This is a genomic window from Amycolatopsis sp. NPDC049252 (assembly GCF_043197175.1).
Lineage (GTDB): Bacteria > Actinomycetota > Actinomycetes > Mycobacteriales > Pseudonocardiaceae > Amycolatopsis.
Genome location: NZ_JBICSQ010000038.1, coordinates 40,943 through 57,786, shown reverse-complemented (window position 1 = coordinate 57,786; position 16,844 = coordinate 40,943). Strand labels below are relative to the sequence as shown.

Annotated in this window: 12 protein-coding genes; 4 read left to right on the top strand and 8 right to left on the bottom strand. The window is 71.1% G+C overall.

What is annotated here, in order from left to right; all coding sequences use genetic code 11:
* Nucleotides 1-24: 24 nt before the first annotated feature.
* From ACGFMK_RS30575 to ACGFMK_RS30565, 3 genes are all read right to left on the bottom strand, one after another.
* Nucleotides 25-2,169, bottom strand: a complete 2,145-nt coding sequence (locus ACGFMK_RS30575; RefSeq protein WP_392770390.1) for a DUF6351 family protein — start codon at nucleotides 2,167-2,169, stop codon at nucleotides 25-27.
* Between the two features lie 92 nt (nucleotides 2,170-2,261).
* A complete protein-coding gene (locus tag ACGFMK_RS30570; RefSeq protein ID WP_392770388.1) occupies nucleotides 2,262-3,251 on the bottom strand; it encodes an amidohydrolase family protein in 990 nt (329 codons plus the stop codon).
* A gap of 6 nt (nucleotides 3,252-3,257) precedes the next feature.
* A complete protein-coding gene (locus ACGFMK_RS30565; protein ID WP_392770386.1) occupies nucleotides 3,258-3,821 on the bottom strand; it encodes an NADPH-dependent FMN reductase in 564 nt (187 codons plus the stop codon).
* Between the two features lie 88 nt (nucleotides 3,822-3,909).
* Between ACGFMK_RS30565 and ACGFMK_RS30560 the strand changes: the two genes are divergently transcribed.
* Entirely contained in the window at nucleotides 3,910-4,371 is a 462-nt protein-coding gene (locus tag ACGFMK_RS30560) for a MarR family winged helix-turn-helix transcriptional regulator (RefSeq protein WP_392770383.1), read from the top strand.
* Here the strand turns inward: ACGFMK_RS30560 and ACGFMK_RS30555 are convergent.
* The gene (locus ACGFMK_RS30555; RefSeq protein WP_392770380.1) at nucleotides 4,368-5,531 is read right to left on the bottom strand and encodes an acyl-CoA dehydrogenase family protein; all 1,164 of its coding nucleotides are present in this window, start codon (nucleotides 5,529-5,531) and stop codon (nucleotides 4,368-4,370) included. The two genes, ACGFMK_RS30560 and ACGFMK_RS30555, sit on opposite strands and share 4 nt — an antisense overlap.
* Nucleotides 5,532-5,712: 181 nt before the next feature.
* On the opposite strand from ACGFMK_RS30555, the gene ACGFMK_RS30550 reads away from it, so the two are divergent.
* Complete coding sequence (locus ACGFMK_RS30550) at nucleotides 5,713-6,924, top strand: oxygenase MpaB family protein (RefSeq protein ID WP_392770377.1); 1,212 nt, start codon at nucleotides 5,713-5,715, stop codon at nucleotides 6,922-6,924.
* 8 nt (nucleotides 6,925-6,932) lie between these two features.
* On the opposite strand, the gene ACGFMK_RS30545 is transcribed toward ACGFMK_RS30550, so the two are convergent.
* The 4 genes from ACGFMK_RS30545 to ACGFMK_RS30530 form a co-directional block, all read right to left on the bottom strand.
* Entirely contained in the window at nucleotides 6,933-8,102 is a 1,170-nt protein-coding gene (locus tag ACGFMK_RS30545; protein WP_392770373.1) for a TetR/AcrR family transcriptional regulator, read from the bottom strand.
* Nucleotides 8,103-8,214: 112 nt separating this feature from the next.
* Nucleotides 8,215-9,237: a S1 family peptidase gene (locus ACGFMK_RS30540; protein ID WP_392770370.1), complete on the bottom strand. Its 1,023-nt coding sequence runs from the start codon at nucleotides 9,235-9,237 to the stop codon at nucleotides 8,215-8,217.
* A 326-nt stretch (nucleotides 9,238-9,563) separates the two neighbouring features.
* Entirely contained in the window at nucleotides 9,564-14,186 is a 4,623-nt protein-coding gene (locus tag ACGFMK_RS30535; protein ID WP_392770367.1) for a DUF6531 domain-containing protein, read from the bottom strand.
* Between the two features lie 230 nt (nucleotides 14,187-14,416).
* Nucleotides 14,417-14,812 carry a winged helix-turn-helix transcriptional regulator gene (locus tag ACGFMK_RS30530; RefSeq protein WP_392770365.1) on the bottom strand — a complete coding sequence of 132 codons (396 nt, stop codon included), beginning with the start codon at nucleotides 14,810-14,812 and terminating at the stop codon, nucleotides 14,417-14,419.
* Nucleotides 14,813-14,939: 127 nt separating this feature from the next.
* Between ACGFMK_RS30530 and ACGFMK_RS30525 the strand changes: the two genes are divergently transcribed.
* On the top strand, nucleotides 14,940-15,800 hold the full coding sequence (locus ACGFMK_RS30525) for an SDR family oxidoreductase (RefSeq protein WP_392770362.1): 861 nt from the start codon (nucleotides 14,940-14,942) through the stop codon (nucleotides 15,798-15,800).
* Between the two features lie 41 nt (nucleotides 15,801-15,841).
* Complete coding sequence (locus ACGFMK_RS30520) at nucleotides 15,842-16,789, top strand: SMP-30/gluconolactonase/LRE family protein (protein WP_392770361.1); 948 nt, start codon at nucleotides 15,842-15,844, stop codon at nucleotides 16,787-16,789.
* Nucleotides 16,790-16,844: the final 55 nt, after the last annotated feature.

The window sequence follows — 16,844 nt, the reverse complement described above, 5'->3', positions numbered from 1 at the left end:
GGACGTCCACATCGGACGGTCACGTCACCTCGGCTTCGTCGGCGGGGTGGTGCCGGTGCGTTCGTCGCCGTAGCTCAGCCAGGTCCCGATCGGGGCGTGCTGCCCGACGCCCGGGCGGCTGTAGTCGCACACACCGCCGGGGAACGCCGCCCGCAGCCGCTTCTGGTCCGCGGTGGTGAAGGCGACCGGGTAGTCGCGGAAGTTCAGCGGCTTGAGCCGGCACTTCAGCACGTCGAGGGCCAGGCCCTCCCCCGCGACCATCCGCGTGTTGGCCGCCACCGGGTACAGCGCGCCGCACTGGCCGCTCGCCGGGTACGTCAGCTTCTCGGTGACCCGTGACGCGGCGGAGAGGTAACACCCGTCGCCGAGATCGTGCGGCCGGTTCGCCAGCACCTTCTGCTGGCGGCTCCGGTGCGAGCCGTCGGCGTCGATCGCGGTGAGCCAGCGATCCATCGCGTCGAGCTCGTAGACGCCGGCCGCTGCCGCTTCGGCTCCGGTGGCGTGGTTTTCGATGATGACCTGGTTCGCCGCGGTGCCGTTGGCCCGCAGAAGCCGTTGCCGCATCACGTAAGACCACTCGGTGGTGTGGATGTCGTTGCCGAACCCGGCGAGGTCGAGGTCGGTCCGCTGGTCGATGATCGGCATTTCCCGCAGGCCCTGCGACGCCGAGTTCACGATGTCGTCGGCGTACACCGCGTCGAGCGCCTTCGGATCGGCCGCGGTCCGCTGCGCCACGGGCGTTCCGGTGTGGTCGAGGCCGCCGATGGCGGCGTTGAGGTCGGCGAACTGCGCCGCGGTGATCGTCCCGGCCTTCAGCGCGGCCAGGCCGTACTGCACGCCGGTGGTGTCCAGCGTGCTGCGCACGAACCCGGTCCGCGGGTCCCGCCCGACCTGGTTGACCAGCTGCTCGTTGGAGTTGCACTTCACCCCGAGCGGGTTGGTGACCGGATCCCACCGCGCCGAGACCGGGATGGCCGCGTTGCAGCTGCCGGTCGCGGTGGCGCGGCTGGCGAAGGTCTGGTCCCACGAGACGCAGGTGTCGTAGGTGGGGAAGCCCGCGACGGCCTGTTTCTGCGCCGCGGTGAACGACGCGCCCGGCCCGGCGAAGTACCGGTCCAGCAGGCGGCAGTCCGACACCGGGCCGCCCACGCTCAGCGGGTCCGGGAACGAGACGCCGGGGATGATGCCGTCGACGATGCCGGGGTAGTTCTCGGCGATGTCGTACTGCTGGATCGCCCCGCCCGAGCCGCCCCAGCCGATGGTGTGGGCGACCGGGCCGTAGGTCTCGACGAAGTGCTCCTTGACCATCATCGCCGCTTCGGCCGAGATGATCGGGCTGCAGTTGTTGTCGAGCACGTTCAGCGTCGACGACGCGACCGCGTAGCCCTGGGCCAGGAACAGGTCGTTGACGACCCCGCCGGTGGAGTTGCCCTGGTGGTAGCCCGCGTTGCAGCCGCCGCCGAAGGTGTAGACCAGCTTCCCGTTCCAGCTGCGGTCGGTCGCGACGGGCGACGGCGCGCCGTCGTAGAGCGCCGCGATCTCGTAGACGGCGCGGTCGATCGTGCCGCGCTCGACGCGGACCACGTACGGCACCGCGCGCCCGCCGACTGTGGCCGTCGCGAGGTCCGCGGGCCGGGCCGCCGGGTCCGCCAGCGGCGCGAACGCCCCGGCGGTGGTCTTGTACTGGTAGCTCACCCGGGTCGGCGCGCTGCAGAGCGGCGGGGAGGCCGCGGGCAGGCCGAACGCCTGGGTCTCGCAGTAGAACGGGCGCTGCTGCGAGCCGGAGAAGATGGGCCCGGTGATCGGGTGGTTGGTGACGCGCAGGCTCGCCCGCTGGTCCCGGCCGGGCCCGCTCGTCCGGGCGCTCAGCTCGTTGGCGCCGTCGCGCAGGCCGGTCACCAGGCCGAGCAGGCTGCCGTCCGGCTGGGCGCGAAAACTCGAGGTGACGTCGTGGCCGTTGTCGCTGACGCTGACCCGCGTCCGCTCCGGCGGGACGACCCTGACCAGGACCTGTCCCCCGCTCACGAGGGCCGGCCGCGGGTTCGACACCGTCTCGATCGTCAGCTGCCGCCCCGGCGGGGCGGCCACGGCGGTCGCGGTCCCCAGCAACAGGACGGGCGCGGTCAGGACCGCCACCACGAGAGATGAGCGCAAAGGACGGTCGGCCACCAGACACTCCGCTCGCTTGTGGCATCGCGTCGTCGCGACACCCGCAGCTGCCGGTATAGCACTTGCGGCCTGGCGGGACCACCATCGATCGGTCAGCGCCGGATGCCGGCGACGAGCCCTTCCCAGTTGCGGTGGGCGATCCGCGCGCGGTCCTCATCGGAGATCGGCGCCTCCGCCAGGAACCGCCGGGCGGACCCGGCGTGCTCCCGGTTGAAGGGGTGGTCGGAGGCGTACATGATCCGCCCGGCCCCCACCGTCTCCAGGCTCCAGCGCAGGTATTTGGGGCTGGAGATGCCGCCGGGGGTGATGAAGATGTTGGCCCGGAAGTACTCCGCGATCGGGCGCCGCAGGCCGGCGAGCCGGTCCATGGCCGCGACGCGGTCGAGGTAGAACAGCACGACCTCGCCCCAGTGGCCCAGGATGAGCTGCAGCCCGGGGAACCGGTCGAAGACGCCGGCGAGGATCATCCGGAGCACGGTCAGCCCGGCGTCGTAGTGCCAGCCGAACGCGCCGGTGGACAGCATGTCGTCCACCGGCGTCCCGAAGCCGCGGTAGTAGGACTCGGTGACGGCCGGGAACGGCACGCTCGGGTGGAGGTAGACGGGGGCACGCAGATCCTCGGCGGCCTCGTAGATGTCCCAGAACTCCGGTGCGTCCAGCGACCGGCCGCCGGAGTTCGCGTTGACCAGTGCGCCGTCGAACCCGAGTTCGCCGACCGCGCGCCGCAGTTCGTCGGCGGCGGCCGCCGGGGCGGGGGTGGCCAGCGCCGCGAACCCCCGGAACCGGCCGGGGTGACGGCGCACGGCGGCGGCGGCGAGGTCGTTCGTGGGCGCCTGCAGGGCGACCGCCTCCGCCGCGGCGAGGTTCTGCAGGCCCGGCGTCGTGAGGGACAGCACGGACGTGTCGATCCCGGCGTCGTCCATGGCGGCGACGCGCCCGTCACCGAGATCCAGCAGCGCCGGAGTGAGCTCACTGGCCACGGCCCACCGCATCATCGGCTCGGTGAGGCCGGGGTCGCGCCGCCGCCACGCGTCGATCACGTCTTCGGTGACGAAGTGCTCTTCGAGGGCGTAGAGCTTCATCGGAACTCAGCCACGGACGGTCTTGAGCGCGCCGGCCCAGGACTCGAGCTGGTCGAAGAGGACGGTCGCGGCGTCGTCGTGCGTCGCGGAGGGTGTGAACGCCGAGAAGTTCTCGAAGTCGGAGAACAACGAGAACGACAGCTGCTGGCGCACGTGGGCCAGCTGCAGTTCGCTCGCGATCGCCCGCAGGTGCTCGATCGCCCGCGTGCCGCCGAGCGCGCCGTACGACACGAAGGCGGCGGCCTTGTTGTTCCACTCGGCGTAGAGGTAGTCGATGGCGTTCTTCAGCACCCCCGAAGTGGAGTGGTTGTACTCCGGGGTGACGAAGACGTAGCCGTCGTACTCGGCGATCTTGGCGGCCCAGGCCTTCGTGTGCTCGCCGGCGTAGGCACCCCGGCTCGCCGGCACGGCCTCGTCCAGGTGCGGCAGCGGGTGGTCGAGCAGGTCGATCAGCTCGTAGCCGGCGCGGGTGCGCTCCTTGGCCCTGGCCAGCACCCAGTCCGCCACGGCCGCGCCCTTGCGGCCGGGACGGGTGCTGCCGAGGATGACGGCGAGCTTCAGATCGCTCATGGCGGGACCTCCGGAGTCCGGTTGACTTGAATCTTCAAGTCAACCTAGCGAGCTCGACTTGAAAGTTCAAGTCAGTACACTCCTGCTCATGTCCGCCCGGGAACAGTGGCTCACCGACGACCAGCTCGCGGCGTGGCGCGGGTTCATGCGACTCCTGCAGCGGCTGCCCGCCGCGCTGGAGTCGCAGCTGCAGCAGGATTCGAAGCTCAGCTTCATCGAGTACTACGTGCTGGCCCACCTGTCCGACCAGCCCGGGCGCCGCCTGCGGATGAGCGAGCTCGCCGTCCTGGCCAACACGGAACTGTCCCGCCTGTCCCACCTGATCGGCCGGCTCGAGAAACGCGGGTTCGTCTACCGCGAAGCCGACCCCGCGAACGGGCGCTACACCCGAGCGGTCCTGACCGACGCGGGCCAGGCCTACCTCGCGCAAGCGGCCCCCGGACACGTCGCCCAGGTGCAGAGTCTGTTTGTCGACGTTCTGACGCCCGACGAGCTGCGCACGCTGCAGGGGATTTCCGAAGCGGTGCTCGCGCGCATCGACGGGGACTAAAGCCCCAGGTCGCGGCCGACGATCTCCTTCATGATCTCCGTGGTGCCGCCGTAGATGGTGGAGACGCGCGAGTCGAGGTAGTCGTGCGCGATGCGGTATTCGAGCATGTAGCCGTAGCCGCCGTGCAGCTGCAGGCACCGCCCGACGACGTCGACGTACTGTTCCGTGGTCCAGAACTTCGCCGCCGCGGCGTCCACAGAGGACAGTTCGCCGCGGACGTGCCTGGCCAGCAGGTCATCGACGTAACTGCGGCTCACCCGCACGGCGGTGACCATCTCCGCCAGTTCGAAGCGGGTGTTCTGGAACGAGCCGATCGGCTTGCCGAACGCCGTGCGCTGCTTGACGTAGTCCAGGGTGCGCTCCAGCACGCCCTCGGACGAGGCCACGGCGTTGGCGGCGATCGAGATCCGCTCCTGGGGCAGGTTGCGCATCAGGCCGAGGAAGCCCGATCCCTCCTCGCCGAGCAGGTTGGCGGCGGGCACGCGGACGCCGTCGAAGAACAGCTCGCTGGTGTCCTGGGCGTGCAGGCCGATCTTCTCCAGGTTGCGGCCACGGGAAAAGCCGGCGCGATCGGCCTCGACGACCAGCAGGCTGAGCCCGCCGTGGCGGTCCGGGCCGGTCCGGACGGCGGTGACGACGAGGTCGGCGTTCTGGCCGTTGGAGATGAAGACCTTGCTGCCGTCGACCACGTAGCCGTCCCCGTCGCGGACGGCGGTGGTGCTGATCCCGGCCAGGTCGCTCCCGGTTCCGGGCTCGGTCATCGCGACCGCGACGACGAGCTCTCCGGCGGCGATCCCCGGCAGCCAGCGGGCCTTCTGCTCGGCATTGGTCAGGTCGGTGAAGTAGGGCACGACGATGTCGTTGGACAGCGCCACGCAGGCGAGCCCGTCCGACACCGGGTGACGCGAGAACTCCTCGCCTATCACGGCGTTGAAGCGGTAGTCGGTGATGCCGCCCCCGCCGTACTCCTCGGGGATCGAGAAGCCGAGGATCCCGGCGCGGGCGGCCTCCCGGAAGAGCTCGCGGTCGACCTTGCCCGCCGCCTTCCACCGCTCGGCGTGGGGCGCGGCGTGCTTGTCGGCGAACGCGCGGACCGTGTCCCGCAGGAGCTCGTGGTCGTCCTCGTAGAGCGGCCGCTTGACAGGGAAGACAGGGGTCACGCGAACTCCTCGACGTTGCGAACCGGTTCCGGCCGGTGCCGCCCTTGCTGACCGGCACCCGGCTTCGATATGTTAACGAGAAATCGCACCATCGGACAAGCTCGGGCCCGACGTCGTGACACCAAGTCCCGGCCAGACAGCAGAGATGCACGGCGATACCTCCAAGGAAGCAGGTATGTAAATGAGCAATCTCAGCAGAAGGAGTGTCTTGTCCCTCGGCGCGGCCCTGGGGCTCGCGGGTGTGGCGAGCACCGCCGCCCCGGCGTGGGCCTGGTCGCCGGCGGGCTCGGTGGCCGGCACCGGCACGGGAGCCGACCCGTGGCAGGTCTGGGACGACCCGGTCGACGGCCTGCTGGCGGCGCTGCTCGACAACGGCCAGGTTCCGGCGGTCAACGCCGCGCTGGCGTCGTGGGCGAACAACAACGACTCGCTGCCTGCCGGCCTGCCGGCCGCTCTCGCCACCCACCTCCAGCAGGCCGCCGCCCTGCCCTCCTGGGCCGACCGCGCCAAGCTCCGGCTCGCCGCCGACTTCAACCGGCGCAAGGACACCTACCTGTTCATGCTGTACGGCCTCGGCAGCGGCATCATGAGCACGGTGATCCCGCGGGAGGCCGAGTCGGTCTACTGGTCCGCGGGCGGCGCGAACATGAAGGACCGCGCGGCCAAGACCTTCACGTTCGGCTACGACCTGAGCGAGCTGACCGCCTACGAGCCTGCCGGTCAGTTCGTGGTCACCGCCAACAAGACGCGGCTGGTGCACGCCGCCGTGCGCCATCTGCTGCCGCAGTCGGCGCACTGGCGGGCGGTCACGGACACGCGGATCCCGATCAGCAACGGCGACATCCTGGTCACCTTCCACAGCCTGGGCACCTTCGTGCACCGGAAGCTGCTCGAATGGCGGGTTCCGATGACGGCCGCGGAGGAGGACGCCTTCCTGCACATGTGGCAGGTCGCCATCCACCTGCTCGGCGTGCGAGACGAGTTCATCCCCCAGACGTGGGCTGACGCGGACGCGCAGTCGGCGTACGCGCTCACGCCGATCCTCGCCCCGACGACCGAGGGCAAGGAACTGGCCAAGGACCTGCTCGGCCTGACCGCGCAGGTCGACCTGGGCGTCACCCGCGGGTTCCTCGACGAGTTCGTGCGCTACGTGCTGAACGACAAGATCGGTGACTGGCTCTCGCTGCCCCGCGACTACGCGGCGGCCGCCCTGGTCCGCACCGGGTGGCCGGCCTACATCGCGTTCCGCGAGGGGCTGCTGCCCGTCGCGCCCGTCGGGTTCTCCATGTTCGACCAGTTCGTGCGCGCGCTGGCGATGCTGTTCCTCAACAACGGGACCTCACCGACCAGCACCACCATCGTGATCCCCACCGCGAACCGGCCCGGCGCCTGACCCGGGCGTCACGCCGGGAGCCCCAGAGCTCCCACGACCAGGGCCGTGACGGCGGCGCGGTGGTCCGGGCCGTCCTGCCACCGCAGTCGTCGTCCGGCCTCGACCACCACGCCGAACCCGGCGTGCACCAGGGCCCGGGCCTGGCGCGGGTCGAGGTCCGGGCGGACCAGCCGCAGCTGCTGCTCCCAGATCGCGATGTGCTCGCGCTGGGCGACGGCCAAGGGGCGTTGCAGATCGGCCGGCAGGCCGGCGACCTCGGCGTCGGCGACGCTGGTGAGTGCGGTGTGCTCGAAGCTGTAGGCCACGTACGTCGCCGCCAGGGCGACCACGGCGTCGTGCGGGCCGGCCACCCCGTGCAGGTTCTGTTCCACCGCTTGGGTCAGCAGTCCCGCGGCCTGCAGGCAGGCCGCGGCCAGGATGTCGGCCTTGCCCGGGAAATGGCGGTAGATCGTCGACGGGACCAGCCCCGCGGCCTCGGCGATCCGGCCGTTCGTGACGGTGGCGAAGCCGTCCCGTTCGAACAGCGGGATGGCGGCGGCGAGGATCACCGCGCGCCGGGTGCGCGGCACGGGCAGGACCGGCAGTTCGACGGAAGGCGTGCGCCCGACGGGCTCCGCGGGGCTGGTCGCGACCACGCGCAAGGCGGACGCCAGCAGCAGGTCCTCGGCCCGGCGCGGGGCGATCGAGGTGTGGTGCATCGTGATGGACGCGATCGCGCCGAGGGCCGCCGCGGCCCGCAGGTGCTCGTCCGGCAGCGGGTACTCGCGCCGCGCCGCATCGGTCACCCGCGCGACGACGTGGGCGAACTTCGCCTTGAGGGCCCGGCGGTCGCCGCGGTCGAGGTACCGCGCCTCCCACCGGTACAGCCCGCCCGCCGCGCGATGGGCGACGGTGACCCGGGTGACGGCGGCGAGCAGGTCCGCCACGGCCGCCCCGGGCGGCACCTCGTCGACCGCGGTCACGAGCCGGTCCGCCATGACGTTCGCGCACTCGGCGAACAGCGCGTACTTGTTCGGAAAGTGCCGGTACAGGGCCGCCGCCGTGATGCCCACGGTGGTGGCGATCTCCTCCATGGACGCGGCGTGGTAGCCACGCTCGCTGAACACCCGGCCCGCCGCGTCCACGATGAGCTGCTTGCGGTTGCGCGGCCGGGTGGCCGCGGGCGACTCGGCGGTCATGCGAGCGGGCGCGGGAACAGGGCCATGCGTGCCAGTCAATCACGAGCCGGGCGCGGCGCCGCCTCCCGAGGGGAGACGGCGCCGCGGACAGCTCGGTGGCCTCGGTGGCGGATCAGGCCAGGGTGAGGCCGTAGGCGGAAAGCTCACGGGTCAGCGGGTAGAAGTAGCTGACGGTCGTGTTCCCGCCCGACAGGGTGCCGAGGCCCTTGGAACCGTCGTAGGCCGGGCCGCCCGAGTCACCGTGGTCGGTGTGGGCGGTCGTGCCGAACTCGTGGTTGAGCACGCCGACGTCGAAGTTGACCGACTGGTCGACCGAGGTCACCTGGCCGGTGCCGCCGCCGGTGGTCGAGCCCTGCTTGGAGATGCGCTCACCGACCTGCGGCGCGGCCGCGCTGGTGATGGCCTGGCCGGTGTTGATCCGGCCGGGACCGGAACCGTTCGGGCGGGTCAGCAGACCGGAGTCCGCGCCGGGGCAGTCGCTTCGGACCACCCGCGCGCCGCTGACGTCGCCGCCGGACCACGTGCCGCCGAGGTTGGTGCAGTGCCCGGCGGTGAGCAGGTACGGGGTGCTGCCGCTCTTGACGTTGAACCCGAGCGAGCAGCGGGCGCTGCTGTTCTGGATGGCGTCCCCGTCGGCGATGTAGAGCTCGAGCTTGCCGGTCTTGTACTCGACGCGGGCCCGGTCGCCGTACTGCTGGGCGGCGGTGGCGACCTTGTCCGCGGTCGCCTTGGTGGCGGCCGAGAAGATGGTGACGACGACCTGGTCGGTGGAGGTGTCGATGCCCCAGGAGGTTTGCGGGACGTTGCGGACGCTGTCCAGGGCGTCCTTGACGCCGGTCAGCTCGGCGAAGCTGTGCGCGACCTTCTTGGCGGTGAGACCGGCCGCCTCGACCTTCCGTGCGCCGGCGTCGTCGAGGACGTTGACGATCGCCTTGCCGTTGTCGAGGTAGTAGCCGCCCGACGCGGCACCCAGTGCGCCGGTCACCTGGTCGGCCTGGGTCATGGCGGTGCTCTGGGCGAGCGTGAACGCGGCCTCGGCCGACAGGGGCGCGGCGTTGGCGGAGGGGACGCAGAGCGCGCAGGCCAGCGCGGCCGAGGCGAAGGCCGTGAAGCCGGCGAGTTTCCGGGAAGTCATCAAAATCCTCCGGGTCGTCTTTGGGGGGAAGACTGGCGTGAGGGGTGCTTGCCACGGTGGAACACTGCGTGACGATCCAGCTTCCGCGGGTGATCCACCACCGACGAAGGTTTGTTTTCAACAGAATGCCCACTTGGAAAACGGACAAAGAAGAAATCAGTGCGGTAAATCCGCCACGAAGTGCGTCGTGGTCCTCACCGAAGTGACTCGTCGTCGGGCGGGTCGACCGCCGGATCGCCACCACACCCCCGACGACCCGCTTGCTGCGCGCGGCCTCACGCCTATCGCAGGACAACACGCACCGGCCCGGCCCGACCGAGAAAACCTCACTGGGGCGCGCGGTACGGGCGCTCGTAGTCCGTCCGGTCGTGGAACTTGGTGATGTCCCCCTTGCCGTCCTGCTTGAGACGCGGGTACTCGGTCACGTCGAACACGTTGTCCGGGCGCCGGTACGGGTAGATCTCGTGGCCCTTGCCCGGGTGGCTGGGGAAGACCACGTGCGTCTTGCCGGCCTCGGAGTTCTTGGCGAAGGTCTCGGAGACGTAGTCCCACTTCTCCTGGACCAGCGGCCGCTTCGGGTCGTTGGGGTCCTTGATCCACCCGGGCATCTTCACGTTGTTGTCCTTGAGGGTGCCTTCGAGGGTGTTGCCGCCGTGCTGCTTCGCGATCCGGGTGGCCTTGTCCTCCATCGACCCGAGGTACTTGTCCGGGTTCGTCTTCCCGGGTACCCGCTCCATGTGCCCGCCGGACCAGAAGAAGTGCTTGTCGGCCTTCAGCATCTTGTCGAGCTCCGGCTTGAACTTCTCGAACTCTTCCTTGGTCATGTTGTCGATGCGGATGGGCTGCTTCCGCGGGCTCTTCCGCGTCGCCGGCTGGGCCGCCTGCTTCTTCTTGTTCCGGTCGCGCAGCCGCTTCGCGCGGTCCTTGACCTTCCCCTTGAAACACCGCTGGGGCGCGAGGCCGAGCGGGTCGCTCTCGAGCAGCGGCTGGTCGACGTAGCCGACGGGGTTGGGCGCCGCGGCGAGGCCCAGCGGGTCCTGGCTGAGGTACCGCGTGGTCCGGGGGTCGTAGTACCGGAAGACGTTGTAGTGCAGCCCGGTCTCCTCGTCGCGGCACTGACCGGGGAACGCCAGCGGCATCGCCGCGGTGTCGGCCCCGGCCAGCGGCACGCCCCAGAAACTGCTGCGGTCCTGCCAGACCAGCGTCCCGTGCTCGTCGAGCAGCTCGGTCGGCGTCCCGGCGGGCGAGGTGATCACCACCCGGAAGCGGGCCTGTTCGACGACGCCGGTGTGCTCGACCTGCACGACGGGGCGATCGTCGTCGAAGCGCTCCCACGTGAGGAACCGGTGGGACCCGTCCGCCGGGCGGTGCTCCACCTGCTCGACGAGGTTCAGCTCGCTCCACAGGTACCGGACGTCCAGGGCGAGCTCGGGCTCGCCGTCCGGGCCGGTCACCCAGCAGCGCTTGGCGAACCGCCGCCCGATCGGGTCGTAGTGGTAGGTCCAGAGCGCACCGTCGGGCGTGCGCGCGGAGCGCAGCCGGTCGAGGTGGTCCCACGCGTAGCCGCACGAGCGGTCGGCGTGGCGCCAGCCGGTGACGCGGCCGTGGGCGTCGCCGTCGAAGTGGATGTCCCCGATGCGGGCGAGCCGGTTGCGCTCGTAGTCGCGCGAGCCCGCCGGCGACGGGGCCGTCGCCGAGGTGATGTTGCCCGCGGCGTCGCGGGTGAACCGTTCCACCACACCCGGCCCGTGCGCCTCGCTGACCCGGCCGGCCGCGTCGTAGGCGAGCTGCCACGGCCGGATCGTGTCGTCGACGCCGGCGAGCCTGCCGTCCGGGCGGTAGCGGTAGGTGCGCCGCCCGACCCCGGCGACGTCCTCCTCGGCGAGCCGGTCCTCCTCGTCGAACCGCCGCCGGAGCACCACCGCACCGTCGACGCTGCGGACGACCTCACGCCCGGCGTCGTCGTAGCCGAATTCGACGTCGTGGCCGGCGATCCGCAGCGATCGGGGCAGGCCCGACTCGGTCAGGCGCCACTCACTGTCCACACCGGACGAAGTCCGCCGGATGATCGCGTCGCCCTCGTCGCGCCAGCACACCCCGAGCCCGTTGATCGTGTCGGTGATGACCCGGTCACCGCCGTCGCGGCGGATCTCGACCCGCGACTCGGCGTTCTCGGCGGCGACCAGCCGGCCGAGCGCGTCGTAGCCGTAGCTCGTGACGTCGTCGGGGGTCCGCCGCTCGACGACGTTGCCCTCGAGGTCGTAGTCGTACTCGACCACCTGGCCGGCGCCGGTGGTCATGCGCCGCAGCTGTCCCGCCGCGTCGTGGGCGTAGGTGGTCCGGCGGCCGTCGAAGTCGGTCTCTTCGACGAGCCGTCCGGCGGCGTCGCGGACGTAGCGCCAGGTGAGGCCGGCCGGGTTGGTCACCGAGGTGAGCCGCAGCTCCCCGTCGTAGGTGAACAGCGTGCGCGCGCCCGCGGCGTCGGTCTCCTCCAGCACCAGGCCGAACGGGCCGTGCTTGCGGCGCCGCGGCGCACCGCCCGCGTCGCGGTATTCGACGACGTTGCCTTCCGCGTCGTGCACCCAGGTCTCGCGGCCGCCGTGCGGGCCGAGGCGCCAGGCGCGGCGGCCGTCGGCGGTCCAGCCGAGCCGCGCGGCCCCGCCGGACGCCGTGTGCGCCAGGCGCGGGCGGCCGTACCGGTCGCGGTCGCCGGGACGGGCCGCCCGGTCGGTCACGGGAGCGTCCTCGAACGGGTCGGGCGCCTCCAGGACGTCCACCGGCAGCCCGTTGCCGAGCAGGGTGGTGGCCGGGTCGAACTCGGACACCAGGCGCTCGATCTCCTCGTCGCCTTCGCCGGCCTGCAGCCACACCGCGCCGTCTTCGGCCGGGGTCAGCCGCACGGCGGGCGCTCCGGGGCGGTGGACGGCCACCAGCCCGTCGTCGTCGTAGTCGTAGCGGGTCTCGCGGCCCAGTTCGTCCACTTGGGACAGTAGTTCGTCGCGCCGGTTCCAGGCGTAGCGCCGGGAGTTGCCGAGCGGGTCGATGCGCTCGACCAGCTGGTGGGCCGCGTTCAGGCGGTAGGTCCAGGTGTGGCCGAGGGCGTCGGTGTGCCGGGTCGCGCCGGGTTCGTAGGCGAAGGCCGCGTTGTAGTAGCCGTTCGCGCCCACCGCGCGGACGCAGCGGCCCGCGTTGTCGTAGACGTAGCGGTACCAGGTGCCGACCCGGTCCTGCCAGCCGACGAGCCGGTGGTCGAAGTCGTAGTCGAGCGCCATCGAGCGGCCCGCGAAGTCGGTCACCGTGCTCAGCTGGGTGTGCCGGTTGTACGAGAACCGCACCACCGGCGGCTGCCCCGGCGCCCCCAGCGCGACGATCCGCCCGCGCGCGGTGCTGACCAGGATTTCGACGCCGCCGGGCCGGCGGAGCCTCGTGGGTGATCCGTCGGCGGCGTAGTCGATTTCGGTGCGCTCGCCGTCCTGCTCGATGGCCGTGACCGGCAGAACGCCGCCGGTGCCGGAGAAGTGCAGCTCGCGATCGCCGAGCGAGAGCCGGAAACCCTGTGGTCCGCGGCGCAGCCGGTGCCGCGGGCCCTGCACCGGCAGCACGGGCTCGTCGCCCGGGACGGGGAAGTCCAGCACCATGCCGTCTTCGGCGTGGAACCGGACCCGGTTCGCGTCGAGCTCCAGCCGCTGGTCCCAGGTGGACGTCCACGAAGGACCGAACCACCGGCCGGCCCGGTAGGACGACAGGTGCGTCCGGGAGATCTCCAGGTCCGCGAGCTCGCCGGGCAGCGTGACGTCGACCTGGGTCATCACGACCTCACCGGTCGCGACGTCGATCGGGTCGCCGCAGTAGTTCTTCGACTTGTCGGGCGCCGAACGGTCGGGGTTGTCCTTCGCCTTGGTGTCGTTCTTAGCGTCGTTCTTGCCGCCCTTGCCGCCGCTGTTCCCGGCGCCGCTGGGGTTCGTCTGGTCGCCGTCGTTCTTGTGGCCGCCCTTGCCGGCGCCGCCGTCGCCGCTCTGGTGACCGTCGCCGCCCTTGCCGTCGCCGTGGCCCGCGCTCGAGGCGGAAGTGGAGTCGTCGTCCGGTTTGTCCTTCTTGCCGTCCGGCCCGCCGTCCCCTTTCTTGCCTTCGGGGCCGCCGTCACCCTTCTTGGGGCCGCCCTTCTCCTTGATGGGCCGCGGAGCGTCCACCTTGCCGGGCTTGATCTTGCGCAGCGCCTTGGCGGCGTCGTCGAACAGCGTCCCGGCCTTCTTGAGCAGCGGCATGAGGGCCTTGAGCGCCTTGACGAGCTTCTTGGTGATGTCGGCGATCTTCGACGCGGTCTTGGCCACCGCCGCCACGACCTGCGGCACCACCCAGGTCAGGCCGATGCCGAGGGTGAACACCACCTGCAGCGCCCAGCTGATGAGGTGGCCGACGAGTTCGGCGATGATGTCGCGGACGAGCATCCGGACGGCGGCGACGACCTCACCGGCCGTCTTGACGCCGCTGGAGGCCCCTTCGCAGCCTTTCTGGGCGGCGGTGAGGATGTCGACGGTGTCGGCGGCCCGCCGGCGGTACTGGTCGGAGGCGTTCCCGCTCCACGACTGCAGGTCGGCCTTCACCATGTCGGCCAGGTCACCGCCGACCGCCCCGAGTTCCTTGGCGACGTTCGCCCAAGTCTGGGACTGGGCCTTGATCTGGTCGGCGTCCCCGGTCAGGGCGTCCAGCGCCGCGGAAAGCGGGCCGACGTGTTCCATCAGCCACCCGACCCCCGCGGCGAGGATCGACCCGAAGGGATCCATGGCCATGGACAGCGCGTCGAGCGCGACCCCGACGGCCCCCATCGCGACCGAGGCCCAGTCGCCACTCTCGATCCCCTGCTTGAGATCGTTCGCGGACTCCAGCAACGGCACGCCGGAAACGGCCGTGGTGGAATCTTCGCGCTGCGCTACCAGCGGGTTCGCCATGGCGTGCGTTCCTTCTCGCGGTTCACTCGATGACCGCCGCAACCACCGGAATCCACCGTGACGACGTCGCGCACCCAGGTGCCGCTGACGACTCTCGTGACCGGGCAGCGTCGATCCCCCACCACGGTGACCTTAGCGAGTCATCGGCACCAACCAGAGGTGAACAACGCGAAAACTGCGCGGAAGTCCCGCCGGAAGAGCCCGTTCGCGCCAGCACGCACGGGAAGCCGTCAACTGGAGCGGTTGTCGTACTCCTCGTGGGCGGCGAGGACCTCCGTCAGGTGCTCCACCGACCAGTCCGTGAGTGCCTTCAACGGCGCCCGGAGCGTCTGGCCCAGCGGCGTGAGGGCGTACTCCACGCGCACCGGCACCGCCGGGTAGACCGTTCGGCGGACGAGACCGTCGCGCTCAAGGGCGCGGACGGTCTGGGTGAGCATCTTCTCGCTCACCCCCGACAGCCGGTTGCGCAGCTGCGTGAACCGGCACGGCCCCTCCTTGCCGAGCTCGCCCAGCACGAGGATCGACCACTTGTCGCCGATCCGGTCGAGCAGGTTCCGTGACGGGCAGCCGCGCTCGTACGGATCCCACGACGTTGTCGTTCCGGTCACAGCCTCGTTCGTCGTCACCGCGTCCACCTTTTCGCTTTCCGCCGGGTGGCTACCTTACCAAAAGGTGGCTACTTCCCGACGGTAAGCCATGGCGTCATCGTTGACCCGTGCCGCGGGAGGCCGCGGCGGAAACGAGGGATCATCGATGTCAATCGTCGTCACCGGAGCCACCGGCCAGCTGGGCCGGCTCACCGTCGAAGCGTTGCTGCGCCGCGGGATTCCCGCCGCACGGATCGTCGCGACCGGCCGGGACCTCACGCCGCTCAAGGATCTGGCCGACCGCGACGTCGTGGTGCGCCGGGCCGACTTCGGCGACCCGGACAGCCTCGAGTCGGCCTTCGCCGGAGCCGAAAAGCTGCTCCTGATCTCGGCCTCGGCCCCGGTGGACGAGCGCGTCGCCCACCACCGGCGCGCGATCGACGCCGCGCGGGCCGCGGGCGTGTCCTTGCTGGCGTACACGAGCATGGCACACGCCGGCACGGCGGCCACGATCCTCGCCGCCACCCATCGGGCCACCGAGGAGTACCTGCGGGAGCGCGACGTCCCCAGCGTGCTGCTGCGCAACAGCTGGTACCTCGAGAACTACACCGACTCCCTGCCCTCGGTCGTCCGGCACGGCGCGGTCATCGGGGCCGCGGGCGACGGACGGGTCAGTGCCGCGACCCGGGCCGACTACGCCGAGGCCGCGGCCGCCGTGCTGAGCACCGAAGGCCACGCCGGCGCGGTGTACGAGCTGGGCGGCGACCACGCGTTCACCCTCACCGAGCTCGCCGCGACGATCTCGGCCGCCACCGGGAAACCGATCGCCTACACCGATCTGCCGGCCGATCAGCTCGCCGGCGCGTTGACCGGCGCGGGCGTCCCGGCCCCACTGGCGGCGATCCTCGCCGACGCCGATCTCGGGCTGGGGCGCGGTGAGCTGTTCACCGGGTCCGGCGATCTGAGCCGCCTGATCGGGCGCCCGACCACGTCCCTGGCCAACGCGGTCGCCGACGCCCTGCGCTGACCCCCGGCCACCCTTCCCCGCACCAGAACGGAAAACCGACGATGTCCACTCGCACCGCGCTGCTCACCCTCACCACCACGGCGGCCGCACTGGTCGCCCTCGCCGCTCCCGCCACCGCCCACGAAAGCGGGGCCCACCCGATCACGATCAACGGGACCGACGCCTTCCCCGAAAGCGTCGCGGCCGACCGCCGGTACGTCTACACCACCAGCATCGGCGACGGCACCGTCTACCGCGGACGCACCGGAGCGAAGACCCTCGACCCGTTCCTCCCGGCCGGTCAGGACGGCCGCACCCAGGCCACCGGGATCAAGGTCGCCGGCGACCGCCTCCTGGTCGCCGGTGCCTTCACCGGACGCTTCTTCACCTACACCACCGCCGGAAACCTCGTTTCCGCTTACACCGTCCCGGAAACGGGCGAACCGACCCTGGTCAACGACGCCGCCGTCACCCCCGACGGGGACGTCTACATCACCGACTCCTTCCGCGCCGTCGTCTACCGGATCCCGGCCACCGAGGTGCACGCCCCCGCCACCGGCACCCACCGGACCCTGGAAGTGGCCTACCACCTGCCGGACTACGTGGCCGGCCAATCCAACGGCAACGGCATCGTCGCCACCCCCGACGGCACGTCGCTGATCATCGGCTACTGGTACAGCGGCGCGCTCTACCGGCTCACCCTCGCCACCGGCGAGGTCCGCAAGATCGACGCACCGGCCCTGCCCAGCGCCGACGGCATCGCGCGGCGCGGAAACACCCTCTACATCGCCCGCTCGGTCGACAACAAGGTCGACACCGTGCGGCTCTCCGGCGACAGCAGCCGGGCCACCGTCGTCTCCGAGCGCACCTACCCGGGCGCCGACACGACGACCGGCGTCGCTCTCAGCGGGGACCGGCTGCTGGTGACCAATTCCCAGATGGACACGTACCTGTACGGCACCCCGCTGACCAGCCCGGTGTTCACCCTCGAAAGCCTTCCACTGGGTTGATTCCGGATCGCCCCGGTCGAGTGGGGCGGTACCACTCGCGGCTCGGGGTCCGGGG